The organism is Frigoribacterium endophyticum (assembly GCF_011759585.1).
In the GTDB taxonomy this organism is placed as follows: domain Bacteria; phylum Actinomycetota; class Actinomycetes; order Actinomycetales; family Microbacteriaceae; genus Frigoribacterium; species Frigoribacterium endophyticum.
In genome coordinates, this window is record NZ_JAAOYV010000001.1 from 1,268,328 (window position 1) to 1,293,608 (window position 25,281).

20 protein-coding genes are annotated in these 25,281 nt (G+C 70.5%); 13 read left to right on the plus strand and 7 right to left on the minus strand.

The window, feature by feature from the left end:
• From uvrB to FHR77_RS05935, 11 genes are all read left to right on the plus strand, one after another.
• The gene (gene uvrB, locus FHR77_RS05885; protein ID WP_167259186.1) at window positions 1-2,067 is read left to right on the plus strand and encodes an excinuclease ABC subunit UvrB; all 2,067 of its coding nucleotides are present in this window, start codon (window positions 1-3) and stop codon (window positions 2,065-2,067) included.
• A complete protein-coding gene (locus FHR77_RS05890) occupies window positions 2,057-2,956 on the plus strand; it encodes an SDR family NAD(P)-dependent oxidoreductase (RefSeq protein WP_167259187.1) in 900 nt (299 codons plus the stop codon). Before uvrB ends, FHR77_RS05890 begins: the two co-directional genes overlap by 11 nt.
• Window positions 2,957-3,014: 58 nt before the next feature.
• Window positions 3,015-5,975: an excinuclease ABC subunit UvrA gene (uvrA, locus tag FHR77_RS05895; RefSeq protein WP_167259188.1), complete on the plus strand. Its 2,961-nt coding sequence runs from the start codon at window positions 3,015-3,017 to the stop codon at window positions 5,973-5,975.
• A complete protein-coding gene (uvrC, locus tag FHR77_RS05900; RefSeq protein ID WP_167259189.1) occupies window positions 5,972-7,900 on the plus strand; it encodes an excinuclease ABC subunit UvrC in 1,929 nt (642 codons plus the stop codon). Before uvrA ends, uvrC begins: the two co-directional genes overlap by 4 nt.
• 44 nt (window positions 7,901-7,944) lie before the next feature.
• Window positions 7,945-8,826 (plus strand): RNase adapter RapZ, encoded by an 882-nt coding sequence (rapZ, locus tag FHR77_RS05905; protein ID WP_056054810.1) that lies wholly within the window; start codon window positions 7,945-7,947, stop codon window positions 8,824-8,826.
• Between the two features lie 141 nt (window positions 8,827-8,967).
• Complete coding sequence (gene whiA, locus FHR77_RS05910; RefSeq protein WP_056054813.1) at window positions 8,968-9,948, plus strand: DNA-binding protein WhiA; 981 nt, start codon at window positions 8,968-8,970, stop codon at window positions 9,946-9,948.
• Between the two features lie 162 nt (window positions 9,949-10,110).
• The gene (gap, locus tag FHR77_RS05915) at window positions 10,111-11,115 is read left to right on the plus strand and encodes a type I glyceraldehyde-3-phosphate dehydrogenase (protein ID WP_167259190.1); all 1,005 of its coding nucleotides are present in this window, start codon (window positions 10,111-10,113) and stop codon (window positions 11,113-11,115) included.
• Between the two features lie 85 nt (window positions 11,116-11,200).
• On the plus strand, window positions 11,201-12,412 hold the full coding sequence (locus FHR77_RS05920; RefSeq protein ID WP_167259191.1) for a phosphoglycerate kinase: 1,212 nt from the start codon (window positions 11,201-11,203) through the stop codon (window positions 12,410-12,412).
• The gene (gene tpiA / locus FHR77_RS05925; RefSeq protein ID WP_167259192.1) at window positions 12,406-13,194 is read left to right on the plus strand and encodes a triose-phosphate isomerase; all 789 of its coding nucleotides are present in this window, start codon (window positions 12,406-12,408) and stop codon (window positions 13,192-13,194) included. The genes FHR77_RS05920 and tpiA overlap by 7 nt, the downstream gene beginning before the upstream one ends.
• A gap of 99 nt (window positions 13,195-13,293) precedes the next feature.
• A complete protein-coding gene (gene secG, locus FHR77_RS05930; protein WP_056054823.1) occupies window positions 13,294-13,545 on the plus strand; it encodes a preprotein translocase subunit SecG in 252 nt (83 codons plus the stop codon).
• A complete protein-coding gene (locus tag FHR77_RS05935; RefSeq protein WP_167259193.1) occupies window positions 13,545-13,901 on the plus strand; it encodes an RNA polymerase-binding protein RbpA in 357 nt (118 codons plus the stop codon). The genes secG and FHR77_RS05935 overlap by 1 nt, the downstream gene beginning before the upstream one ends.
• Before the next feature lie 165 nt (window positions 13,902-14,066).
• Here FHR77_RS05935 and pgl read toward each other — a convergent pair whose 3' ends face one another.
• The 6 genes from pgl to tkt all read right to left on the minus strand — a co-directional run bounded on the left by pgl (window position 14,067) and on the right by tkt (window position 22,248).
• Entirely contained in the window at window positions 14,067-14,837 is a 771-nt protein-coding gene (gene pgl, locus FHR77_RS05940) for a 6-phosphogluconolactonase (protein WP_056054829.1), read from the minus strand.
• Between the two features lie 14 nt (window positions 14,838-14,851).
• Complete coding sequence (locus tag FHR77_RS05945) at window positions 14,852-15,799, minus strand: glucose-6-phosphate dehydrogenase assembly protein OpcA (RefSeq protein WP_167259194.1); 948 nt, start codon at window positions 15,797-15,799, stop codon at window positions 14,852-14,854.
• Window positions 15,796-17,331, minus strand: coding sequence for a glucose-6-phosphate dehydrogenase (zwf, locus tag FHR77_RS05950; protein WP_167259195.1), 1,536 nt, complete (start codon window positions 17,329-17,331; stop codon window positions 15,796-15,798). The genes FHR77_RS05945 and zwf overlap by 4 nt, the downstream gene beginning before the upstream one ends.
• 74 nt (window positions 17,332-17,405) lie before the next feature.
• Window positions 17,406-19,001, minus strand: a complete 1,596-nt coding sequence (locus FHR77_RS05955) for a glucose-6-phosphate isomerase (RefSeq protein WP_167259196.1) — start codon at window positions 18,999-19,001, stop codon at window positions 17,406-17,408.
• On the minus strand, window positions 18,998-20,128 hold the full coding sequence (gene tal, locus FHR77_RS05960) for a transaldolase (RefSeq protein ID WP_167259197.1): 1,131 nt from the start codon (window positions 20,126-20,128) through the stop codon (window positions 18,998-19,000). Before tal ends, FHR77_RS05955 begins: the two co-directional genes overlap by 4 nt.
• Window positions 20,129-20,154: 26 nt before the next feature.
• A complete protein-coding gene (tkt, locus tag FHR77_RS05965) occupies window positions 20,155-22,248 on the minus strand; it encodes a transketolase (RefSeq protein ID WP_056054840.1) in 2,094 nt (697 codons plus the stop codon).
• Window positions 22,249-22,547: 299 nt separating this feature from the next.
• Between tkt and FHR77_RS05970 the strand changes: the two genes are divergently transcribed.
• Together FHR77_RS05970 and FHR77_RS05975 are read left to right on the plus strand one after the other, a co-directional pair.
• Window positions 22,548-23,471: a heme o synthase gene (locus FHR77_RS05970; protein ID WP_167259198.1), complete on the plus strand. Its 924-nt coding sequence runs from the start codon at window positions 22,548-22,550 to the stop codon at window positions 23,469-23,471.
• A 4-nt stretch (window positions 23,472-23,475) separates the two neighbouring features.
• Complete coding sequence (locus FHR77_RS05975) at window positions 23,476-23,922, plus strand: GNAT family N-acetyltransferase (protein WP_167259199.1); 447 nt, start codon at window positions 23,476-23,478, stop codon at window positions 23,920-23,922.
• A gap of 57 nt (window positions 23,923-23,979) precedes the next feature.
• On the opposite strand, the gene FHR77_RS05980 is transcribed toward FHR77_RS05975, so the two are convergent.
• Window positions 23,980-24,948 (minus strand): COX15/CtaA family protein, encoded by a 969-nt coding sequence (locus FHR77_RS05980; RefSeq protein ID WP_369814256.1) that lies wholly within the window; start codon window positions 24,946-24,948, stop codon window positions 23,980-23,982.
• Window positions 24,949-25,281 lie beyond the last annotated feature (333 nt).

A 25,281-nucleotide genomic window follows, 5' to 3' on the forward strand; every position in this document is an offset into this window, starting at 1 on the left:
ATGGAACCGACCCGAAGTGTCCGCCCGTTCGAGGTCGTCAGCGAGTACGAACCGAGCGGCGACCAGCCCGCGGCCATCGCCGAGCTGGCGGGTCGCATCAACGCCGGTGAGACCGACGTCGTCCTGCTCGGCGCGACCGGCACGGGCAAGTCCGCCACCACCGCGTGGCTGGTCGAGCAGGTGCAGCGGCCGACGCTCGTGCTCGCCCACAACAAGACCCTCGCGGCCCAGCTGGCCAACGAGTTCCGCGAGATGTTCCCGCACAACGCGGTCGAGTACTTCGTCTCGTACTACGACTACTACCAGCCCGAGGCCTACGTCCCGCAGACCGACACCTTCATCGAGAAAGACAGCTCGATCAACGCCGAGGTCGAGCGGCTCCGCCACTCGACGACGAACTCCCTGCTCAGCCGACGCGACGTCATCGTCGTCAGCACGGTGTCGTGCATCTACGGCCTCGGCACGCCGGAGGGCTACCTCGAGGCCATGATCGCGCTCCAGGTGGGCCAGCGCATCGACCGCGAGACGCTCATCCGCCGCTTCGTCTCGATGCAGTACCAGCGCAACGACATCGACTTCTCCCGGGGCAACTTCCGCGTGCGCGGCGACACCATCGAGATCATCCCGATGTACGAGGAGCTCGCCATCCGCATCGAGATGTTCGGCGACGAGATCGAGGCGCTGTACGCCCTCCACCCGCTCACCGGCGACGTCGTCAAGACCCTCGACGCCGTCTCGGTGTTCCCCGGCTCGCACTACGTCGCGGGCACCGACGTCATGCACCGGGCCATCGGCACCATCAAGGAGGAGCTGGCGGGCCGGCTCGCCGAGCTCGACCAGCAGGGCAAGCTGCTCGAGTCCCAGCGCCTGCGGATGCGAACGACGTTCGATCTCGAGATGATGGAGCAGATCGGCTTCTGCAACGGCATCGAGAACTACTCCGCGCACATCGACGGTCGCGGTCCGGGGGAGGCGCCCCACTGCCTCCTCGACTATTTCCCGGACGACCTCTTGGTCGTCATCGACGAGTCGCACGTCACCGTGCCGCAGATCGGTGCCATGTACGAGGGCGACGCCTCGCGCAAGCGCACGTTGGTCGACCACGGCTTCCGCCTGCCCAGCGCTCTCGACAACCGACCCCTCAAGTTCGAGGAGTTCCTCGACCGGGTCGGCCAGAAGGTCTACCTCTCCGCGACGCCCGGCAAGTACGAGCTCGGCATCACCGACAGCGTCGTCGAGCAGATCATCCGCCCGACCGGCCTCATCGACCCCGAGATCGTCGTCAAGCCGTCCGAGGGCCAGATCGACGACCTCCTCGACGAGATCCGCACCCGGACGGAGCGCGACGAGCGCGTCCTCGTCACCACGTTGACGAAGAAGATGGCGGAGGAGCTCACCGACTTCCTCACCGAGGCCGGGGTCCGTGTCCGGTACCTCCACTCCGACGTCGACACCCTTCGTCGCGTCGAGCTCCTCACCGAGCTCCGTCAGGGCGTCTACGACGTCCTCGTCGGCATCAACCTGCTCCGTGAGGGGCTCGACCTGCCCGAGGTCTCCCTGGTCGCGATCCTCGACGCCGACAAGGAGGGGTTCCTCCGGTCGTCGACCTCGCTGATCCAGACCATCGGCCGAGCAGCCCGCAACGTCTCCGGCCAGGTGCACATGTACGCCGACGTCATGACCGCCTCCATGAAGCAGGCCCTCGAAGAGACCGATCGGCGTCGCGACAAGCAGATCGCGTACAACACCGAGCACGGCATCGACCCGCAGCCGCTCCGCAAGAAGATCGCGGACATCACGGCGGCGCTGGCTCGGGAGGGCGCCGACACGGCGGCCCTCCTCGCCGGGCGTGACGGCAAGAAGCGGTCTCCCACCCCGAACCTGAGGCGCGAGGGCAAGGGCGCAGCGGCGGCCAACGGCATCGAGTCGATCATCGCCGACCTCAACGAGCAGATGCTCCAGGCCGCGGCCGAGCTGAAGTTCGAGCTCGCCGGGCGGCTCCGCGACGAGGTCGCCGACCTCAAGAAGGACCTGCGACAGATGGAGGCGGCGGGCCATGTCCGCTGATCGCCTCCGAGTCGTCGTCACGGGCGCGACCGCGGGGCTGGGCTACTTCGCGGCCGAGCGCCTGGCCGCCCAGGGGCACCGGGTCGTCCTCGCCGCCCGAGACCCGGAACGCGCCGTCCGCGCGGCGGACGCCGTCCGGGAGCGCGTCGCGGGGGCGGACGTCGAGACGGTCGACCTCGACCTCGCCGACCTCTCCTCCGTGCGCTCGGGGGCGGACGCCCTCGCCGCGAGCGGCCCCGTCGACGTCCTGCTCGCCAACGCGGGGGTCGTGGGCCAGCGACGCCGTCAGACCACCGCCGACGGCTTCGAGCTGCAGTTCGGCACGAACCACCTCGGCCACTTCGCCCTCGTCTCGCACCTCATGCCCGCGCTCGGCGCCGCACGGGCCGGCCGCGTCGTCCACCTCGGCAGCATCAGCCACCGGTGGGTGCGACTCGACCTCGACGACCCGATGATGGTGTCGAGCTACTCGAGCTCCGTGGCCTACGCGCGGTCGAAGCTGGCCGTGATGTCGTTCGGCTTCGAGCTCGACCGTCGGCTCCGCGCCGCGGGGTCGACCGTCACGAGCGTCGTGGCGCACCCGGGCTTCGCCTGGGAGAGCCTGAGCGATCCCCGCCCGCCCGTCGTCGAGCCCCGCCGGCCGCCGGCCGTCCTCACCTCCATGATGCACACCTTCTCGCAGGGCAAGGAGGTGGGGGCCGAGCCGCTCGTCCACGCCGCCACGGCCCCCGGCGTCGTCGGAGGGGAATACTGGGGTCCGGCCGGCTGGTTCCAGCTGACCGGAGCGCCGGCCAGGGTCCCCGCGAAGCGGCACGCCCGCGACCCCCGGGCGGCCGAGCGGCTCTGGGCCGTCTCCGCCGGCCTCACCAAGACCCACCCCGCCCTGTGACGCAGGGCACGTCCTCCCACGGAGCAGACCGACCGGCAGTGTCGGTGGTCTCCGTAGAATGGTAAGAGTGTCAATCTCTCCCGTAGATGGTTCCTCCGTGCTCAGCGTGCGCGGCGCCCGAGTCCACAACCTCGACAACGTCGACCTCGAGATCCCGAGAGACAGCCTCGTGGTCTTCACCGGCCTCTCGGGCTCGGGCAAGTCGTCGCTCGCGTTCGACACGATCTTCGCCGAGGGCCAGCGCCGCTACGTCGAGTCCCTGTCGGCGTACGCCCGCCAGTTCCTCGGCCAGGTCGACCGCCCCGACGTCGACTTCATCGAAGGCCTAAGCCCCGCGGTCTCCATCGACCAGAAGTCGACGAACCGCAACCCGAGGTCGACGGTCGGCACGATCACCGAGATCTACGACTACATGCGCCTGCTCTGGGCCCGCATCGGCATCGCGCACTGCGCGGTCTGCGGCGAGAAGATCAGCCGGCAGACCGTCCAGCAGATCGCCGACCAGCTGATGACGCTCGAGACGGGCACGCGCTTCCAGGTCCTGAGCCCCGTCGTGTCGAAGAAGAAGGGCGAGTTCGTCGACCTCTTCGCCGAGCTCGCGGCCGCGGGTTACTCTCGCGCGATCGTCGACGGCGAGCAGGTGCAGCTCTCCGCGCCCCCCGCCCTCAAGAAGCAGGTCAAGCACGACATCTCCGTCGTGGTCGACCGGCTCGTGGCCTCGCCGGAGGGCCTGACACGCCTCACCGACTCGCTCGAGACGGCGCTGCGCCTCACCGACGGCCTCGTCACCGTCGACTTCGTCGACACCGACGCGGGCGCGGCGGGCAAGTACCGCACCTTCTCCGAGAAGCTCTCCTGCCCGAACGGCCACCCTGTGCAGCTCACCGAAGTGGAGCCGCGCACCTTCTCGTTCAACGCTCCGTTCGGGGCCTGCCCGGAGTGCTCCGGCATCGGCACCCGCATGTCGGTCGACACCGACCTCGTGCTCGGCGACCCCGAGCTGAGCCTGGCCGAGGGCGTCATCCTGCCCTGGACCAACTCGGGCAAGGGCCTCTACAACTACTTCCAGAAGCTCCTCGAGGGCCTGGCGATCGACCTCGACTTCAGCCTGCGCACGCCCTGGAAGGACCTGCCGGAGCGCATCCGCGAAGCCGTGCTCCAGGGCAACGACTTCGAGGTCACGGTGAAGTGGAAGAACCGCTTCGGCCGTGAGATGAAGTACTCGACGGGCTTCGAGGGCGTCATGCCCTACATCGAGCGCAAGTACGCCGAGGCGGAGACGGACAGCCAGCGCCAGCGCTACTCCGAGTACCTCCGCGAGATCCCGTGCACCGTCTGCGGCGGCAAGCGCCTCAAGCCCGAGGTGCTCGCGGTCACCGTGGCCGACCAGAGCATCGCCGACGTCGCCGACCTCAGCCTCGCCGACGCCTTCGCCTTCATGAACGGCCTGACCCTGACTCCGCGCGAGGCGCGGATCGCGGCCCAGGTGCTCCGTGAGATCCGCGTGCGGCTCGAGTTCCTCCTCGAGGTCGGCCTCACGTACCTCTCCCTCGCCCGCTCGGCCGGCTCGCTCTCGGGCGGCGAGGCGCAGCGCATCCGGCTCGCGACGCAGATCGGCTCGGGCCTCACCGGCGTGCTCTACGTCCTCGACGAGCCCAGCATCGGCCTCCACCAGCGCGACAACCGGCGGCTCATCGACACGCTCGTCAAGCTGAAGGACCTCGGCAACACGCTGATCGTCGTCGAGCACGACGAAGACACCATCAAGACCGCCGACTGGGTGGTCGACATCGGGCCGGGCGCCGGCGTCAACGGCGGCCACGTGGTCCACTCCGGGAGCTACGAGGACCTCCTCGAGAACCGCGAGTCCTACACGGGCGACTACCTCTCCGGCCGCCGCTCGATCGAGACGCCGACGAGCCGTCGCCCCGTCGACCCCGACCGGGTCATCACGGTCGTGGGCGCGAAGGCGAACAACCTCAAGAACGTGACCGTCGAGTTCCCGCTCGGCGCGTTCGTCGCGGTCACGGGCGTCAGCGGCTCGGGCAAGTCGACGCTCGTCAACGACATCCTCTACAAGGTCATGGCCAACAAGCTCAACGGCGCCCGCCAGATCCCCGGCAAGCACCTCCGGGTCACGGGCCTCGAGGCCCTCGACAAGGTCGTGCACGTCGACCAGGCGCCCATCGGTCGCACCCCCCGGTCGAACCCGGCCACCTACACGGGCGTCTTCGACCGCATCCGCAACCTGTTCGCCGAGACGGTCGAGGCCAAGACGCGGGGCTACCTGCCGGGCCGCTTCAGCTTCAACGTCAAGGGCGGCCGCTGCGAGAACTGCGCCGGAGACGGCACGATCAAGATCGAGATGAACTTCCTGCCCGACGTGTACGTGGCGTGCGAGGTCTGCGGCGGTGCCCGCTACAACCGCGACACGCTCGCCGTCCACTACAAGGGCAAGAACATCTCCGAGGTGCTCGACATGCCGATCAGCGAGGCGGCGGTCTTCTTCGAGCCCATCTCGGCGATCTCCCGCTACATGAAGACCCTCGTCGACGTCGGCCTCGGCTACGTCCGCCTCGGCCAGAGCGCGACGACCCTCAGCGGCGGCGAGGCGCAGCGCGTGAAGCTCGCCACCGAGCTGCAGAAGCGCTCCAACGGCCGCAGCGTCTACGTGCTCGACGAGCCGACGACCGGCCTCCACTTCGAGGACGTCCGCAAGCTGCTCCTCGTGCTCAACGGCCTGGTCGAGAAGGGCAACACCGTCATCACGATCGAGCACAACCTCGACGTGATCAAGTCCGCCGACTGGCTCATCGACATGGGCCCCGAGGGCGGGGCGGGCGGCGGCTCCGTGCTGGCCACCGGCACGCCGGAGCACCTCGCGACGGTGCCGGAGAGCCACACGGGGGTGTTCCTCGCCGAGATCCTCGAGCAGGGCCACGCCGCGCCCGGCCCCGCCGCCGCGAAGCGGCGCCAGGGAGCGACCGCACGTCGCCGGGAGGCCGTCGAGGCCCGATGAGCGACACCGTCTCCTGGCGCCCCCCGGCGGGCGAGATCCCGACCGACCCCGGGGTCTACCGCTGGCGGGACGAGCGCGGCCGCGTCCTCTACGTGGGCAAGGCGAAGAACCTCCGCGCTCGTCTCAGCAACTACTTCGCGCCGCTGCCCACCCTGCACGAGCGCACCCGGCGCATGGTGCTCACCGCGAGGTCGGTGGAGTGGACGGTCGTCGGCAGCGACATCGAGGCGCTGCAGCTCGAGTACACGTGGATCAAGGAGTTCGACCCGCCGTTCAACGTCAAGTTCCGCGACGACAAGACGTACCCGTTCATGGCGGTGACCCTGGGCGACGAGGCGCCGCGGGTCATGGTGACGCGCAACCCCAAGATCAGGGGCGCGAAGTACTTCGGCCCGTACCCCAAGATCTGGGCCGTCCACGACACCATCGACCAGATGATCAAGGTCTTCCCGATCCGCACCTGCTCAGACAGCAGCTACAAGAAGGCGATGCAGACGGGCAAGCCCTGCTTCCCGGGCCAGATCGGGCGCTGCGGCGGGCCGTGCTCGCACCGGGTCTCGATCGAGGAGCACCGGGTCATCGTCGACGAGTTCGTGAAGTTCATGGGCAGCTACGACAAGCGCGTCATCGCCGAGAAGCAGAAGGCGATGAAGACCGCGGCCCTCGAGCAGCGCTACGAGGACGCCGCCCGGTACCGCGACCAGGTGCAGGCCCTCGAGGCCGTGCTCGACAAGTCCGCCGTCGTGCTCCGCGACTCCGCCGACCTCGACCTGTACGCCCTGGCGGAGGACGAGCTCGCCGCCGCCGTGCAGCTCTTCACCGTCCGCGGCGGCCGCATCCGGGGCTCGCGGGGCTGGGTCGTCGACAAGGAGATCGACATCTCCTCCGGCGACCTCGTCGAGCAGGTCCTCCAGGGCAGCTACCCGGCCGGGGCCGAGGTGCCCCGCGAGATCGTCGTCAGCGCCGTGCCCGACGACGTCGAGGCCCTCGAGGCCGTGCTGGGCGACGTCCGTGGCCGAGGGCGCGTGCAGGTGCGGTCGGCCCAGCGGGGGGAGAAGGCCGCGCTCATGCAGACGGCCATGCTCAACGCGCAACAGTCGCTGATGCTGTACAAGACGCGACGGAGCGCCGACTTCGCCACGAGGTCGACCGCCCTGGCGGACATCCAGGAGGCGCTGGGCATGACCGAGGCGCCGCTGCGGATGGAGTGCTACGACGTCTCGCACCTCTCGGGCACCAACATCGTCGCATCGATGGTGGTCTTCGAGGACGGCCTCCCGCGGAAGGACCAGTACCGCCGCTTCAGCATCCCGCAGTCCACCGACGACACCGAGTCGATCTACCAGACGCTCGGCCGTCGGCTGGCCCGCCTCGACGACGAGCTCGCCCCGGTGGAGGAGGTCGGCGAGCAGCGCAAGCGCTTCGCCTACCGTCCGAACCTCCTCATCGTCGACGGTGGCCAGCCGCAGGTGGCCGCCGCTCGCCGTGCCCTGGACGACGCCGGCGTGACCGACATCGCCCTCTGCGGCATCGCGAAGCGGCTCGAGGAGATCTGGCTGCCCGACGACGACTTCCCCGTCATCCTGCCCCGCAACTCCGACGCCCTGTTCCTCATCCAGCGCATCCGAGACGAGGCGCACCGGTTCGCCATCACGTTCCAGCGCCAGCGCCGGAAGCGCGACGTGGCGACGCAGCTCGCGGAGATCCCCGGCCTCGGGCCCGCCCGCGTGGCGGGGCTGCTCAAGCACTTCGGCTCCGTCAAGCGGCTCAAGCAGGCCGACGTGGACGAGATCTCGTCCATCCGGGGGATCGGTCCGACCCTCGCGGCGGCCGTCGTCGCGCGGCTCGGGTCGACGAGCGACGCCGAGGTCGCCGAGGCCGACGAGGCACGCCCCGAGCCGGACCAGGCCACCTCGGCCGTCTAGGATCACACCCACCCCGTGCCGACACGATCGAAGGTCACCTCCCCATGAGCGACGCGTCAGAACAGCAAGAGGTCCTCATCGTCTCCGGCATGTCCGGGGCCGGCCGCTCCACGGTCGGCAACGCCCTGGAGGACCTGGGCTGGTACGTCGTCGACAACCTGCCCGCCCAGATGCTGCGTCCGCTGCTCGACCTCGCCGAGCGTGCGGGGGACTCCCTCCCGAAGATCGCCGCCGTCGTGGACGTCCGGGGCGGGCGCCTCTTCTCCGAGGCCCAGGAGGCGGTGCGCACGCTCCGCGAGAGCATGCCCAGCAAGGTGCGGGTCCTCTTCCTCGACGCGACCGACGCCGTGCTCGTGCGACGGTTCGAGCAGGTCCGTCGGCCGCACCCGCTCCAGGGCGACGGCACGCTGCTGGACGGCATCCTCGCCGAGCGGGCCCGGATGGAGGAGCTGCGGGAGACGAGCGACGTGATCATCGACACGTCCGAGCTCAACATCCACCAGCTCGCGACGGCCGTGACCGAGCGCTTCGCCGAGTCAGAGCGGCCCGGCGTGCAGGTGACCGTGCTCAGCTTCGGCTTCAAGTACGGCCTGCCCGCGGACGCCGACAGCGTGGGCGACGCGCGGTTCCTCCCCAACCCGTTCTGGGTGCCCGAACTCCGGTCGCAGAACGGCCTCGACGAGCCGGTCACGAGCTACGTCATGGCGCAGGACGGCGCCCGCGAGTTCGTCGACTCCTTCGCGGCTGCCCTCCGCCCGGTGCTCGCCGGCTACCAGCGCGAGAACAAGAGACACGCTACGATCGCCATTGGCTGCACGGGCGGCAAGCACCGATCGGTCACCCTCGTGGGCGAACTGGCCGCGATCCTGCGTGACCTCCCCGGCGTCGCCGTCAGCGTGAAGCACCGCGACCTCGGTCGTGAGTGAGCCGGCGTCCGCACCGACGGGCACCGGCCGTCCGTCCGACCTGACGGCCTCGCCACCAGCCCGACACCCCTCGACGACCGAGCCCCGGAGGCACGCCCCCGTGGCCTCGTCGACCATCGACAGAGACAAGGACCCGCACCTGTGGCACAGACCGCCGACGTCAAAGAAGAGCTCGCCAAGGTCGAGGTGACCCGCACGACCGTGCGCGCCGCCGAGGTGGCGACGATCCTCCGCTTCGCCGGCGGGCTGCACGTCATCTCCGGTCGCATCGCGGTCGAGGCCGAGCTGGACAGCCCCGCCATCGCTCGTCGGGTCCGCAAGGACCTCGCCGAGCTCTACGGCGCCCGCAGCGACGTCTCGATGATCGGGGCCTCCGGTGCCCGGCGCACGGCCCACTACCTCGTCCGCGTCCACGAGGCGGGCGAGACGCTCGCCCGGCAGACCGGCCTGATGGACCAGCGTCGTCGTCCCGTCCGCGGGCTGCCGAACCGGCTGACGACGGGGTCGCGTGACGACCTGGCCGCGATCTGGCGCGGAGCCTTCCTCGCGCAGGGGTCGTTGACCGACCCCGGGCGCTCCGCCTCGCTCGAGGTGGTCTGCCCCGGCAACGAGGCCGCGATGGCCCTCGTCGGCGCGGCAGGTCGTCTCGGCGTCCCCGCGAAGGCCCGCGAGGTCCGGGGCGTGCACCGGGTCCTCGTCCGTGACGGCGAGGCGATCAGCGCCATGCTCGCCGTCATGGGCGCCCACAAGAGCGTGGGGGAGTGGGAGGAGATGCGCCAGCGCCGCGAGGTGCGTGCCACGGCCAACCGCCTGGTCAACTTCGACGACGCCAACCTGCGGCGCTCCGCCGAGGCCGCCGTCGCCGCCTGCGCCCGCGTCGAGCGAGCCATGCAGCTCCTCGGCGACGACATCCCCGAGCACCTCGCCTACGCGGGCCGCCTGCGCCTCGCCCACCGCGACGCCAGCCTCGACGAGCTCGGCCACCACGCCGACCCGCCGATGACGAAGGACGCCGTGGCCGGCCGCATCCGTCGCCTCCTGGCCATGGCCGACAAGAAGGCCTCCGACCTCGGGGTCGCCGGCACGGAGGCCAGCCTGCCCTCCGACCTCGACCTCCGCTAGGGGCACGACGGGGGCGCGTCTCATCACGACGCACACGCACGCCCGGCTGGTACTGTGACAAACGGTCCGGCTCCCCGACCGCACTGGTCTGAGAGCCCTCCGAGGGCCTGGTCGCCCGCCCCCTCCACGCGTCCCCGCGACGCCTGATCAACAGGAGTTCCCTTGACCGTCAAGATCGGCATCAACGGCTTCGGTCGCATCGGCCGCAACTACTTCCGCGCAGCGCTCGCCAAGGGCGCCGACATCGAGATCGTCGCCGTCAACGACCTCACCGACAACGCGGCCCTCGCGCACCTCCTCAAGTTCGACTCCATCACGGGCCGCCTCGACGCCACGGTCGAGCTCGACGGCGACTCGATCGTCGTCGACGGCAAGCCGATCAAGGTCCTCGCCGAGCGCGACCCCGCGAACCTCCCCTGGGGCGAGCTGGGCGTCGACATCGTCATCGAGTCGACCGGCTTCTTCACCAAGGCGGAGGACGCGCGCAAGCACATCACCGCCGGCGCGAAGAAGGTCCTGATCTCCGCGCCCGCCACGGGCGACGACGCGACAATCGTTCTGGGCGTCAACGAGGGCATCTACGACCCCGCCTCGCACCACATCATCTCGAACGCCTCGTGCACCACGAACAGCCTGGCGCCGCTGATGAAGGTGTTCCTCGACGCCTTCGGCGTCGAGCGCGGCCTGATGACGACGGTGCACGCGTACACCGCCGACCAGAACCTCCAGGACGGCCCCCACAAGGACCCGCGTCGTGCCCGCGCCGCGGCCGTCAACATCGTCCCGACCTCGACGGGTGCGGCCAAGGCCATCGGCCTCGTCATCCCGGAGCTCGCCGGCAAGCTCGACGGCTACGCGCTGCGCGTCCCGGTGCCGACCGGCTCGATCACCGACGTCACGCTCGAGACCTCGACCCCCGTCACGGTCGAGCAGATCAACGCGGCCTACAAGGCCGCCGCCGAGGGCGAGCTCAAGGGCATCCTGGCCTACTCTGAGGACCCGCTCGTCTCGAGCGACATCACGACCGACCCGCACTCGTCGATCTACGACTCGGGCCTGACCAAGGTCATCGGCAACATGGTCAAGATCACGTCGTGGTACGACAACGAATGGGGCTACTCGAACCGCCTCGTCGACCTCACCGAGTACGTGGCCGACCGCCTCTAGCCGGTCAGCGAACACCCTCAGCACGAACCCCCGGAGGCGGTCAGGCACGAGCCTGACCGCTTCCGTCGCAGAGAAGAGAACGAGAATGACCCTCCGTACCCTCGATCAGCTCGGTGACCTGGGCGGGAGGCGCGTCATCGTCCGGTGCGACCTCAACGTCCCCCTCGCGGACGGCGAGATCACCGACGACGGCCGCGTCCGCGCCACGCTGCAGACCCTGAACCAGCTCCTCGACCAGGGAGCGCGAGTCGTCGTCATCTCCCACCTGGGCCGACCCGACGGTCAGCCGGTCGAGAAGTACAGCCTCCGTCCCGTGGCCCAGCGGCTCAGCGAGCTGCTCGGCAAGAGCGTAGGCTTCGTCGCCCAGACGGTCGGCGACGACGCCACCGCCGCGGTCGACCAGCTGCAGGACGGTCAGGTGACCGTCCTCGAGAACCTCCGCTTCAGCGCCGCCGAGACGTCGAAGGACGCGGGGGAGCGCCGCGCGTTCGCGGAGCAGCTCGCGCAGCTCGGCGACGTCTTCGTCTCCGACGGCTTCGGCGTCGTGCACCGCGAACAGGCCAGCGTCTACGAGCTCCCGCAGCTGCTGCCGAGCGCCGCGGGCACGCTCATCTCCGCCGAGCTCGAGGTCCTGGAGCGCCTGACGGAGAGGCCCGAGCGCCCCTACGCCGTCGTCCTCGGCGGGTCGAAGGTCAGCGACAAGCTCGGCGTGATCGAGCACCTCCTGCCCCGCGTCGACTCGCTCCTCATCGGTGGCGGCATGCTCTTCACCTTCCTGGCCGCCCAGGGGCACGCCGTCGGCAAGAGCCTCCTGGAGGCCGACCAGCTCGACCGCGTCCGCGGCTACGTCACCGAGGCGCAGGAGCGCGGGGTCCGCCTCGTGCTGCCCACCGACGTCGTCGTCGCCTCGGCCTTCGCCGCCGACGCCGAGCACACCACGGTCGCCGTGGACGGCATCGAGTCGTCCGAGCTCGGCCCGGAGGCCCTCGGGCTCGACATCGGGCCCGACACCGCGGCGGCCTTCGCGGAGATCATCTCCTCGTCGTCGACGGTCTTCTGGAACGGCCCCATGGGCGTGTTCGAGTTCGACGCCTTCGCGACGGGCACCCGCGTCGTCGCGCAGGCGCTGACGGAGGTGGACGGGCTGGCCGTCGTCGGCGGAGGCGACTCCGCGTCCGCGGTGCGCTCCCTCGGCTTCACGGACGACCAGTTCGGACACATCTCCACCGGTGGTGGAGCCAGCCTCGAGTTCCTCGAGGGCAAGAAGCTCCCCGGACTGGAGGTCCTCGGATGGTGACCACGCGCACGCCCCTGATCGCCGGCAACTGGAAGATGAACCTCGATCACCTGCAGGCGATCGCGTTCGTCCAGAAGCTCGCCTGGAGCCTCAAGGACGCCAAGCACGACTTCTCGTCGGTCGAGGCGGTCGTCTTCCCGCCCGCGACCGACCTCCGGAGCGTGCAGACGCTGCTCGACGCCGACAAGCTCGAGCTGGGCCTCGGCGCCCAGGACCTCTCGAGCCACGACTCCGGCGCCTACACGGGCGAGATCTCCGGGGCGTTCCTCCGGGCCCTCGACGTGCAGTACGTGCTCGTGGGGCACTCGGAGCGCCGCACCCTCCACTCCGAGGGCGACGACGTCGTCGCGAGCAAGGTCGCCGCGGCCCACCGCCACGGCCTCGTGCCCATGATCTGCGTCGGCGAGACCGCGGCCGACCTGGAGGAGCACGGTCCGAGCGCCGTCCCGGTGGCCCAGCTCCGCGCCTCCCTGACGGAGGTCCCCGCCGACGCCGAGATCGTCGTGGCCTACGAGCCCGTCTGGGCCATCGGCTCCGGGCAGGCGGCGACGCCCGAGCAGGCGCAGCAGGTCTGCGCCGCGCTGCGCGAGGCGCTCGTCGAGATCGCAGGCCCCGAGCGGGCGGCCACGACTCGCGTCCTCTACGGCGGCTCCGTGAAGTCGAACAACATCGCGTCGTTCCTGCGGGAGCCCGACGTCGACGGCGCCCTGGTCGGCGGAGCGAGCCTCGACGTCGCGGAGTTCACGAGCATCGTCCGCTTCCGCTCGCACGTCGGCGTCTGACGGAACGTCGGGTCCGGCAGCTCGCCCGCGCGGGCGGGCCGCCGGACCCGACGCTCCGGTTATACTCGTCTACGGTCTCACCGCATCGAAAGGCGTTCCGTGGAAATTCTCCAGGTCATCCTGCAGGTGTTGCTCGGCATCACGAGCCTCCTGCTGACCCTGCTCATCCTGCTGCACCGCGGTCGCGGCGGCGGTCTCTCCGACATGTTCGGCGGCGGTGTCACGAGCAACCTCGGGGCGTCCGGCGTCGCCGAGCGCAACCTGAACAGGATCACCGTGTTCCTCGGTCTGGTGTGGATCACCTGCATCGTCGTCCTCGGCCTCATCACCAAGTTCTCGGCGGTGAGCTGATGGCCTCCGGTGGCAGCGCGATCCGTGGCTCCCGCGTCGGCGCGGGCCCCATGGGCGAACAGGACCGCGGCTTCCACGCCGAGCGGGTCACCATCTCCTACTGGGACGCCCTCGGCAACGAGGTCGTCCGTCATTTCGCGGCCAACGTGCCCGACGACGAGATCCCGGAGACCGTCGACTCCCCGTCCTCGGGGCTCCCCGCCGGTCGCGACAAGGAGAACCCGCCGACCGTCGCCAAGCTCGAGCCCTACAAGACGCACCTCGCCTACGTGAAGGAGCGTCGCACGGAGGAGGAAGCCGCCCAGCTCCTCGAGGAGGCGCTGCAGCAGCTGCGCGTCCGCCGCGGCAAGGCCTGACGCACCAGCGACACCACGACCGCGCCCCCTGTCCATTCGGACAGGGGGCTTCGTCGTGCTCCGCGCCTCTGCTCTCCGGCGGCGGGCGGCACGCCCCGACGAGGAGCGGACACGACGACGCCCCGCCCTCCGAGAGGAGGGACGGGGCGTCGGTCGTGCTCCGTGTCAGTACGTCGAGGCGATGAGGTTCTCGGGCACCTCGGCGGCGGCGTCGCGGTCGACGAAGAAGACCGTGCGCTTCCGGCCCTTGACCCCGGCCACGGGCACCTGGTCGGCGCCGGCACCGGCGAGTGCGAGCCCCAGCGACGAGGCCTTCTCGGCCCCGGCGAGGATCATCCAGACGCGCTGGGACTCGTTGATGACCGGCAGGCTCAGCGTGAGCCGCACGGGCGGGGGCTTGGGGGAGTCCTCGACGACCAGGACCGTGGGCTCCGTCATCCGCACCTGCGGGGCGTCGGGGAAGAGCGACGCGACGTGGCCGTCCGGGCCGACCCCGAGGAGGGTGATGTCGAAGCGCGGAGCGAGGTCGTCCGCCTGGGCGTGCTCGTGCAGCTCCCGGCGGTACAGCTCCGCCGCGGCCTCCACGTCGGCGGCGTCGCCCACGGCGGCGAACCGGTGCACGTTCTCGGGCAGCAGCCCGATGTGGTCGAGCAGGTCGATGCCGGCCTGGTGGTCGTTGCGGTCGGGATGCCCCGCCTCGACCCAGCGCTCGTCGGCCCACCAGATCGACACCTTCGACCAGTCGACGCTGTCGCGGGCCGGCGAGGCGTTGATGGCGGCGAGCACGAGGGTGCTCACCGAGCCTCCGCTGACCACGACCGAAGCGTAGTTCTGCTCCTCGATCACGTCGATGATCTTGGTGATGAAGCGCGCGGCCACCGAGGCGCCCAGCGATTCCTTGTCAGGGTGCACCAGCACCCGGCGTTCGTTCGTCACAGTGTCAGTCTGCCCTAGTTGCTCTCGACGGGGACGTCCAGCAGACGGACCCCGTTCCTCACGACGTTCCCGAAGAGGTCGTCGGCGTCGAGTCTACGGAGTTCCTCGGCGAGGCAGTCACGGAGCGACCGGCGTGGCAGTGAGAGGTCGTGCGTCGGCTGCCCGGGCTGCGTCAGGGTCGCCACGTCGACGACCGAGCGCTCCAGCTCGATGACGCCGGAGGCGCGGACGAGGCGCACGCCGTGGATGCCGCTCGAGCCGGTGGCGCCGATCGTCTCGTCGCCCTCGACGGTCACCTGCAGCTGCAGGCGCAGCCACGCGGCGAGCAAGACGGTCGAGGGGGAGTCGGGAGCGCCGCTCACCTGGACCCCGGTGACGGGCTCGTAGGGCGGCTGGTCCAGCACGGCGGCGAGCTGGGCGCGCCACAGCGTGAGCCGCGTCCAGGCGAAGTCCGTGTCGCCGGGGGCGTAGGAGCCGCCGAGGTCGATGATCGACTGCCGGGGGTCGGGCTGGCTGGCCGCGTCGGTGATGCGCCGCTGCGCGATGCGCCCCAGCGCCGACTCCGACACGACGTCGGGGTGCTCACGGGGCCACCACACCACGACGGGCGCGTCGGGCAGGAGGAGGCCCGTCACGAGGCCCTCCTCGTCGCTCGCGGTGTCGCCGTAGGCGCGCAGGAGGATGACCTCGCTGGCGCCGGCGTCGCCGCCCACGCGGATCTGCGCGTCGAGGCGCGCGTCGTCGGTGGTCTCCTCGCGGGACGTGGAGATGACGATGACGCGCATCGGGTGCTCGCGGGAGGCCTCGTTGGCCGCCTCGATGGCCTCTTCCTCCTCGCCGAGGTGGGTCGAGATGATGAGGGTCAGCACACGGCCGAGAGCGACGGCCCCGCCCTCCTCGCGGATCTTGACCAGCTTCTTCTGGACGCGGCTGATGGTGCTGTCGGGCAGGTCGACGATCACGGACGCCTCCAGGTTCGGCCGTCACGGGCCATCAGGTCATCGGCGGACTGGGGGCCCCAGGTGCCGGGGCGGTACTGCTCGGGCTGGCCCTGGGTCGCCCAGAACTCCTCGATCGGGTCCAGGATGCGCCAGGACAGCTCGACCTCCTCGTGACGGGGGAAGAGCGGGGGATCGCCGAGCAGCACGTCGAGGATGAGGCGCTCGTACGCTTCGGGGCTCGCCTCGGTGAACGCGTGGCCGTAGCCGAAGTCCATGGTGACGTCGCGCACCTGGGTGCCGATGCCGGGCACCTTCGAGCCGAAGCGGAGGGTCACTCCCTCGTCGGGCTGGACGCGGATGACGAGGGCGTTCTGGCCGAGCGAGGTCTGCGTGCCGAAGATGTTCTCGGGGACCTGCTTGAAGACGACGGCGATCTCGGTGACGCGACGGCCGAGGCGCTTCCCGGCTCGGAGGTAGAAGGGCACGCCCGCCCACCGCCGGGTCGCGATCTCGAGCTTGACCGCCGCGAAGGTCTCGGTGACGCTTTCGGGGTTCATGCCCTCCTCGTCGAGGAACCCCAGGACCTTCTCACCGCCCTGCCACCCTCCCGAGTACTGGCCCCGGGCCGTGCCCGCGGCGATGTCCTCCGGGATGCGGACGGCCGAGAGGACCTTCTCCTTCTCGGCACGGAGGTGCGAGGCCTCGAACGTGACGGGCTCCTCCATCGCGGTGAGCGCGAGGAGCTGCAGCAGGTGGTTCTGGATGACGTCGCGCGCGGCGCCGATGCCGTCGTAGTAGCCGGCCCGACCGCCGACGCCGATGTCCTCGGCCATGGTGATCTGCACGTGGTCGACGTAGTTCGAGTTCCAGAGGGGCTCGTACATCTGGTTGGCGAAGCGCAGGGTCAGGAGGTTCTGCACCGTCTCCTTGCCCAGGTAGTGGTCGATCCGGAAGACCGAGTCGGGCTCGAAGACGCTCTCGACGACGGCGTTCAGCTCGCGTGCGGTCTTGAGGTCGCTGCCGAAGGGCTTCTCGATGACGACACGGCGCCAGGCACCGTCCTTCTCCTCCGCCAGGCCGGAGTTGCGCAGCTGCTCCGTGACCATCGGGAAGGCCTTGGGCGGGATCGACAGGTAGAACGCGTGGTTGCCCATCGTGCCCCGCTCACGGTCGAGCTCCTCGATGGTGTCCTTGAGCCGCGTGAAGGCCTCGGCGTCGTCGAAGACGCCCTGGACGAAGCGGAACCCCTCCTTGAGCTGACGCCAGACGTCCTCGTCGAAGGGCGTGCGCGCGTACTGCTTCACGGCCTCGTAGACGACCTGCTCGAAGTCCTGGCCCTCCCATTCGCGACGGGCGAAGCCGACCAGCGCGAAGCCCGGGGGCAGGAGGCCCCGGTTGGCGAGGTCGTAGACGGCGGGCATCAGCTTCTTGCGGGAGAGGTCTCCCGTGACCCCGAAGATGATGAGTCCGCTGGGGCCCGCGATGCGAGCCAGACGGCGGTCGGAGGGCAACCTCAGCGGGTTGGACTCCGGCGTGATCTCCACCGGTGACATCTGTCTCTCGTTCCTTGGTGATCGTGGTGTGCGTGCCGCTGAGGGTGGGCGGGCGCCGCGGCGCCCGCCCACCCTCAGCGGAGAGCGCCCCGCAGTGCGGGGAGCAGGGCCGACGGGTCGTCGACCGTGAGGGTGAGCACCGGCCGTCCGTGGGCGGCCAGCACCTCCGCGTCCCCCGCCGCCTGAGCGTGGAGGAGCTCGCCGAAGGTGAAGGGCGCGCCGGGCACGGCGAGGTCCTCGTCGGTGCCCTGGACGATCTGGAGGAAGGCCCCCGTCGCCGGACCGCCCTTGTGGTACTGGCCCGTCGAGTGGAGGAAGCGGGGCCCCCAGCCGAAGGTCGTCGGCCGCTCGGCGCGCTCGGCGGTCCACTCGCGCAGCGCGAGCAGGTCAGCGTGCGCGTGGCGGTCGACGTAGGCCTGGATCGCGACGTAGCCGTCTGCCGGCAGCCTCGCGAGCAGGGCGGCGACGGCGGACTCGAGCGAGCCCCCGACGACGAGCCCGGACGACGCACGCACGGCCACGCCGCCCGTGACGAACGCGGGGGGCACGGCCTCGGGCCGCGCGGTGAGCAGCTCTCGGGTGGCCTCCTTCGCCGACTCGACGTCGGGCTGGTCGAAGGGGTCGATGCCCAGGAGACGACCCGCGACGGCGACGGCGTACTGCCAGAGCAGGAAGTGGCCGCCCAGCGACGCGGAGACCTCGACCTCGCCCTCGGCCACGTCGAAGGTCTCCAGCTCGTCCGCCACGAGGCGGATGATCTGGACGTCGGCGAGATCACCCCGGACCTCGCGACCACCAGGGCCGACGACGACGGGGAGCAGGCCACGACCACGCTTGCCCGTGGACTCGGCGAGGAGCTGCTCGGCCCAGTCGGCGAGCCCGACGATGTGCGTCCCGTCGGCGACCAGCGCGATCTTGTCGCGGAGGGGCGAGGTGCCGGCGAGCACCGCGCCGAGCACGAGGCCCGGGTTGGTCTCGTCGTCCTGCGCCAGCTCGACCGAGACCGCACCGGCCTCGGCGAGCAGCGAACGGACGTCGGCGCCGGCGAGACCGGCCGGGACGAGGCCGAAGGCCGTGAGCGCGGAGAAGCGACCGCCCACCGTGGGGTCCGCCAAGAAGACGCGGTGCCCGGCTTCGCGAGCACGGGCCTCCAGGGGCGACCCGGGGTCGGTCACGACCACGATGCGCCCCGAGGAGTCCAGACCGGCAGCGTCGAACGCAGCCGTCCAGGTGCGGAGGTGGGCGTCGGTCTCGACCGTGGAACCGGACTTCGACGAGACGACGAGGACCGTGCGGTCGAGACGGTCATGCAGAGCGCGTCGGACCTGACCCGGCTGGGTGGCGTCGACGACCGTGAGCTCGACGCCCGCGGTGCGAGAGATGACCTCGGGGGCGAGCGACGAGCCGCCCATGCCCGAGAGCACGACGTGGTCGAGACCACGGGCGCGGAGCTCCTCACGGAGCGACTCGATCTCGGCCAGGAGCGGCGTCGAGACGGCGACGGCCTCGGTCCAGCCGAGGCGCCGCGCCGCCTCGGGCTCGGCCTCGGGCCCCCACAGGGTGGGGACCTGAGCCGTGATGCCCGAGGCGACGAGGTCGCCGACCAGCTGCGGGACGACCCGCTCGACCGCGGCCGCGGCGTCGCCGCGGACAGCGATCGAGATGGTCACTCGGCGGAGCCGGCCGTCGGGACGGCTGCCTCGAGGGCAGCGCTGACGGTGTCGAGCAGCTCGTTCCAGGAGACGATGAACTTCTCGACGCCCTCCTTCTCGAGCAGCTCGGTGACCTCGTCGTACGAGACGCCCTGGGCCGCGATCGCGTCCATGACCTCGTTCGCCGAGGCGTACGACGACGAGATGGTGTCGCCACGGATCTCGCCGTGGTCGAAGGTCGCCTCGAGCGTCTTCTCCGGCATGGTGTTGACGACGTCCTGCGCGACGAGCTCGACGACGTAGGTGGTGTCGAGGACGGCCGGGTCCTTGACGCCGGTCGACGCCCAGAGCGGACGCTGCTTGTTGGCGCCGGCGGCGAGCAGGCCCGCGGCACGCTCGGTCGCGAAGGCCTGGGTGTACACCTCGTAGGCCAGCTGAGCGTTCGCGACGCCCGCCTTGCCCTTGAGGGCCGTGGCCTCGTCGGTGCCGACGGCGTCGAGGCGCTTGTCGATCTCGGTGTCGACGCGCGACACGAAGAAGGACGCCACCGAGTGGATCTCGCTGATGTCGATGCCGGCGGCCTTGGCCTGCTCGAGACCGGTGAGGTACGCGTTGATGACGGCGCGGTAGCGCTCGAGGCTGAAGATCAGCGTGACGTTGACGCTGATGCCCTGCGCGATGACGGCGGTGATGGCCTCGAGGCCCTCGACGGTCGCCGGGATCTTGATGAGCGCGTTGGGGCGCCCGACCTTGGCGGCCAGCTTGATCGCCTGGTCGACGGTGCCCTTCGCGTCGTGGGCCAGGCCCGGCTCGACCTCGATCGACACGCGGCCGTCGAAGCCGTTCGTCGTGTCGTAGATCTCGCGGAAGATGTCGCTCGCGCGGGTGACGTCGTCCGTCGTGATCTCGAAGACGGCATCGGTCACGCTGACGCCGGTCTTGGCGAGGAGGGCGACCTGGTCGTCGTACGCCTCGCCCTTGGCGAGGGCCGAGGCGAAGATCGTCGGGTTGGTCGTGACGCCCACGACGTTGCGCTCGGCGATGAGCTTCTGCAGCCCGCCAGAGTTGATGCGCTCGCGCGAGAGGTCGTCGAGCCAGATGCTGACGCCGGCGGCGGAGAGCTGTGCGGTGTTCGAATCAGTCATGTCGTTCTTCTCTTTTCTGCCAGCGCTCAGAGAGCGGCCAGCGAGTCCTTGGCGGCGGCGACGGCGGCTTCGGTGGTGATGCCGAACTCGCGGTAGAGCGTCTTGTAGTCGGCCGAGGCACCGAAGTGCTCGATCGACACGCTGCGACCGGCGTCACCGACGATGCCGCGCCACGGCATGGCAACACCGGCCTCGATCGAGACGCGGGCCTTGACGGCCGCGGGGAGCACGGCCTCCTTGTACGCGGCGTCCTGCTCGTCGAACCACTCGAGGCTCGGGGCCGAGACGACGCGGGCGTTCACGCCCTCGCCGCGGAGGACCTCACGGGCCTCGACGGCGATCTGGACCTCGGAGCCCGTCGCGATGAGGATCACGTCGGGCGTGCCGCCCGGGGCCTCGGCGAGCACGTAGGCGCCCTTGGCGACGTTGGCGGCGGAGGCGAAGGTCTCGCCCTCCGCGTCACCGGTGCCGCGCTCGAAGACCGGCAGGTTCTGACGGCTCAGCGCCAGGCCCGCGGGGCCGCTGTGGCGGTCCAGGATGGTCTTCCAGGCCCAGGCGGTCTCGTTGGCGTCGGCGGGGCGGACCACGTCGAAGTCGGGGATCGCACGGAGGGCGGCGAGCTGCTCGATCGGCTGGTGGGTCGGGCCGTCCTCGCCGAGGGCCACGGAGTCGTGGGTCCAGACGTAGGTGACGGGCGACTTCATCAGCGCGGCGAGACGCACGGCGGGGCGCATGTAGTCGCTGAAGATCAGGAAGGTGCCACCGAACACGCGCGTGTTGCCGTGCAGGGCGATGCCGTTCATGATCGAGCCCATGGCGTGCTCGCGGATGCCGAAGTGCAGGACGCGGCCGTAGGGGTTGCCCTGCCACTCGTGGGTCGACCACTCGGTGGGGACGAACGAGCCGCCGCCCGCGATGGTCGTGAGGTTGGACTCGGCCAGGTCGGCCGAGCCGCCCCAGAACTCGGGGACGACGCCGGCGATGGCGTTGATCACCTTGCCGGAGGCGGCACGTGTCGACACCTCCTTGTCGGCGGGGAAGACCGGGAGGGCCTCGTCGAGCCCCTCGGGCAGCTCGCCCGTGAGGACGCGGTCGAGGAGGACCTTCTTCTCGGGGTTGGCCGTGGCCCACGCGTCGAAGGAGGTGCGCCACTCGGCGTGCTGCGCTTGGCCACGCTCGACGGCGCCCCGGGTGTGCTCGAGCACGGCGGGGTCGACGTCGAAGGTCTTCTCCGGGTCGAAGCCCAGGACCTCCTTCAGGCCCGCGAGCTCCTCGGCGCCGAGCGCCGAGCCGTGGATCTTGCCGGAGTTCTGCTTCTTGGGCGAGGGCCAGCCGATGATGGTCTTGAGGACGATCAGCGAGGGCTTGCTCGTCTCGGCCTTGGCGGCCTCGATCGCCTCGAAGAGGGCGGCGACGTCCTCGACGTACTCGCCGGTCTTCTTCCAGTCGACGACCTGGACCTGCCAGTCGTAGGCCTCGTAGCGCTTCTGGACGTCCTCCGTGAAGGCGATGTTCGTGTCGTCCTCGATGGAGATCTGGTTGCTGTCGTAGATCACGACGAGGTTGCCGAGCTGCTGGTGGCCGGCGAGCGAGGAGGCCTCGCTGGTGACGCCCTCCTGCAGGTCGCCGTCACCGGCGATGACGTAGACGAAGTGGTCGAACGGCGAGGTGCCGACGGCGGCCTCGGGGTCGAAGAGGCCACGCTCGAAGCGGGCGGCGTAGGCCATGCCCACGGCGGAGGCGAGGCCCTGGCCCAGGGGACCGGTCGTGATCTCGACGCCGTCGGTGTGGCCGTACTCGGGGTGACCGGGGGTCTTGCTGCCCCAGGTGCGGAGCGCCTTGAGGTCGTCGAGCTCGAGGCCGTAGCCGCCCAGGTAGAACTGCACGTACTGGGTCAGCGAGCTGTGGCCCACCGAGAGCACGAAGCGGTCGCGGCCGATCCACTCGCTGTCGCTCGGGTCACGACGCATGACCTTCTGGAAGAGGAGGTACGCGGCGGGCGCGAGGCTCATCGCCGTGCCGGGGTGGCCGTTGCCGACCTTCTCCACGGCGTCGGCCGCGAGCACGCGGACGGTGTCGACGGCCTTGTTGTCGATGGATTCCCATTGCAGATCTGCCACTGGAAGTTGACCCTTCTTGTTGCGAACTGCGCGGGGTCGATGCGGACCCGCGCGGACATGCGCCTGCCGAGACGTCGTCGGCTGCGGCCGCACGGCCACCACGATGTGGAGATCAGGACAGGGAGGTGTTCGTTCCGGTGTCGGGAATCCAGCGCGGAGCAGACGTGCAACTGGCAAGCACCTGCCAGTATAGGGACGTACCGAGGTCGCGTGCCCGCAGGTGACGCCCGGTGCCGTGTCAACGCGGACGTTCATCGCCTAGACTCTCCTGGCACCCCGTTCGTCTCGTTAGAGGACTCATGACCGCAGCCATCGACACTCGCCCCGACACCGCACCCCGGGGCTTCCGTCGCAAGGCTCGAGCGTACGTGGCCCTCACCAAGCCCCGCGTGATGGAGCTGCTGCTCGTCACCACGGCGCCGACAATGTTCCTCGCCCAGGGCGGCGTCCCGAACCTCTGGCTCGTGCTCGCCACGCTCATCGGCGGGGCGCTCAGCGCCGGCTCGGCCTCCGCGTTCAACTGCTACATCGACCGCGACATCGACCGCATCATGAAGCGGACCCAGGGGCGGCCCCTCGTCACGGGCGAGGTGACCGACCGCGAGGCGCTCGTCTTCTCGTACGTGGTGGGCGTCGCCTCCATCGTGTGGCTGGCCCTCACCGTCAACCTGCTGTCGGCGGCCCTCTCGCTCGGCGCGATCCTCTTCTACGTCGTCGTCTACACCCTCTGGCTCAAGCGCCGGACCCCGCAGAACATCGTCTGGGGCGGCATCGCCGGCTGCATGCCCGTCCTGATCGGGTGGGCGGCCGTGACGAACGACCTGAGCTGGCCCCCCGTCATCCTCTTCATGGTGATCTTCCTCTGGACGCCGCCGCACTACTGGCCGCTCTCGATGAAGTACCGCGACGACTACGCCGCCGCCGACGTCCCGATGCTCGCCGTCGTGCGGGGTCGTTCGCTGGTCGGGCTGCAGGTCATCCTCTACGCGTGGGCCACGGTCGCCTGCTCGCTGCTCCTCGTCCCCGTGGCCGGCATGGGTGCGCTCTACACCGTGGTCGCCGCCGCGAGCGGCGCCTGGTTCATCTGGGAGTCCCACCGCCTCTACAGCCGTGCCATCCAGCAGGTCGCCGAGGTCCGCCCGATGCGCGTCTTCCACAGCTCCATCACCTACCTGACGCTGCTCTTCCTGGCCGTGGGCGTCGACCCGCTCCTGCCCTTCTAGGCCCGTGCCCGCCCCCGGCTGGTCGACGCGTCCGGCGCGCCCCGGCGACGTCGACTCCCTGGCCGACCTGAAGCTCCACGCCCTCCGCGACGACCTCGAGCGGGTCGGCGTCTGGCGGCCGTCGTACAACCGTGCCCGGTTCGTCCGCGAGTTCGTCCCCTCCGAGACCACCGTGGTCGTCGACGACGACGGCGGGGTCGTCGGCTGCCTCGCCGTCCACCCCGAGGGCGGGACGACCTGGCTGCGTCACTTCTACCTGCGCGAGGAGGCGCGGGGCCGGGGCCTCGGCACCCGTCTCGTCACCGAGGCCGTCGCCGCCGTCACCACGCCCACGGTCACCCTCGACGTGCTGACGGGGAGCCGCGTCGAGTCGCTCTACCGCCGCCTGGGCTTCGTCCCGGTCTCGGACGACGGGGTCGACATGATCATGCGGCTCGACCTGCCCCGCTGACGACGACGGCGCCCCGCCCCGAGACCGGGGCAGGGCGCCGAGGAGGCGGTGCCGGCGTCAGACGCGGAGCTCGGCCTCGCGGACGGGCGCCTCGACCTCGTCGGGCTGCTGGTCGTTCGTCAGGGAGAGCAGCACGGCCGTCATCGCGGCGACGAGGAGCGCGGCCAGCACCATGTGGCTGCCGACGAGCACGGGCGGCAGCCCCGTGCGGGCCTGGAGCAGCCCGACGGCGATCTGCACGAGCTCCACGGCGAGCAGCAGGAGCGGGAAGCGACGGGGGAGCCCCGCGCGGAGGGTCCAGGCGACGAGCGCGACGGTGAGCAGCAGGGTCGCGTAGGCGGGCCAGCTGTGCACGTGCTCCATGACCTCGGGAGCGAGGCCGTTGCGGGGGGTCGCGGCGTCGCCGGCGTGCGGCCCGGCGCCGGTCGTGAGGATGCCGACCACGACGGTGACGGCCACGACGACGGCCGCCGCCCGCGCCAGGAGGGCGTAGCCCCGGGGAGTCGCGGCGCGGGTACCGCGAGGACCGTGCAGCACGCGGTACACGAGCACCGTCGTCAGGGCGACCAGCACGACGGACACCACGAAGTGCGCCCCCACGATGTACGGGTTCAGGCCCGTCAGGACGGTGATGCCGCCGAGGACCGCCTGGAACGGGATGCTGAGGCCCTGGACGAGGGTGATGCGGAAGAGCTCCGGGCGCACCCTGCGGATGCGCAGCACGGCGAGGAAGGCGAGGATGACGACGAGCGTGAGCACGAAGGTCAGCAGCCGGTTGCCGAACTCGATGACGCCGTGGATGCCCATCTCGGGCGTCGACACGAAGGAGTCGTCGGTGCAGCGCGGCCACGTCGGGCAGCCGAGGCCGGACCCGGTGAGCCGCACCGCGCCTCCGGTGCCGATCAGCAGGACCTGGCAGACGAGCGACGCCCAGGCGATGAACCGCACCCGCGAGTCGACCGTCGTGGGCAGCCACGCCCAGGCTCTCGACAGCACGCCCGGGGTGGTCTGGTCTGCCTTGCTCACAGTCTCCTGCCTTTCGTCGATTTCAGGACTCCGCCCTGTAGAATCGACGGGTTCAGGAACACAACCCGGCACGGCGTCGACGGAGACGCCGCGAGACAGCTGAGGCGGACGAGCACCACGGGGTCGAGAGGCACCGGGTGCGGGTCACAGTCTAGGCAACGCACCCTGGCACTCCGCTCGCGGAGGGCCCGCCGACCACCCGCGACGATCATCGCCCCGGGGGGCCGTCGAGGGGCGGCGATCGTCACGCGGACCGGGGTGTTCGACTCGCACCGCGAGGAACGGCCCGTCGTCGCTCGCGGCGAGCACCATGGGAATGGTGGCTCCGCGCAC

Bases quoted from the DNA above. Each gene is read 5' to 3' on its own strand.
- uvrB (WP_167259186.1), top strand. From the start codon at position 1: ATGGAACCGACCCGAAGTGTCCGCCCGTTCGAGGTCGTCAGCGAGTAC.
- FHR77_RS05890 (WP_167259187.1), top strand. From the start codon at position 2,057: ATGTCCGCTGATCGCCTCCGAGTCGTCGTCACGGGCGCGACCGCGGGG.
- uvrA (WP_167259188.1), top strand. From the start codon at position 3,015: ATGGTAAGAGTGTCAATCTCTCCCGTAGATGGTTCCTCCGTGCTCAGC.
- uvrC (WP_167259189.1), top strand. From the start codon at position 5,972: ATGAGCGACACCGTCTCCTGGCGCCCCCCGGCGGGCGAGATCCCGACC.
- rapZ (WP_056054810.1), top strand. From the start codon at position 7,945: ATGAGCGACGCGTCAGAACAGCAAGAGGTCCTCATCGTCTCCGGCATG.
- FHR77_RS05920 (WP_167259191.1), top strand. From the start codon at position 11,201: ATGACCCTCCGTACCCTCGATCAGCTCGGTGACCTGGGCGGGAGGCGC.
- tpiA (WP_167259192.1), top strand. From the start codon at position 12,406: ATGGTGACCACGCGCACGCCCCTGATCGCCGGCAACTGGAAGATGAAC.
- FHR77_RS05935 (WP_167259193.1), top strand. From the start codon at position 13,545: ATGGCCTCCGGTGGCAGCGCGATCCGTGGCTCCCGCGTCGGCGCGGGC.
- zwf (WP_167259195.1), bottom strand. From the start codon at position 17,331: ATGTCACCGGTGGAGATCACGCCGGAGTCCAACCCGCTGAGGTTGCCC.
- tal (WP_167259197.1), bottom strand. From the start codon at position 20,128: ATGACTGATTCGAACACCGCACAGCTCTCCGCCGCCGGCGTCAGCATC.
- FHR77_RS05970 (WP_167259198.1), top strand. From the start codon at position 22,548: ATGACCGCAGCCATCGACACTCGCCCCGACACCGCACCCCGGGGCTTC.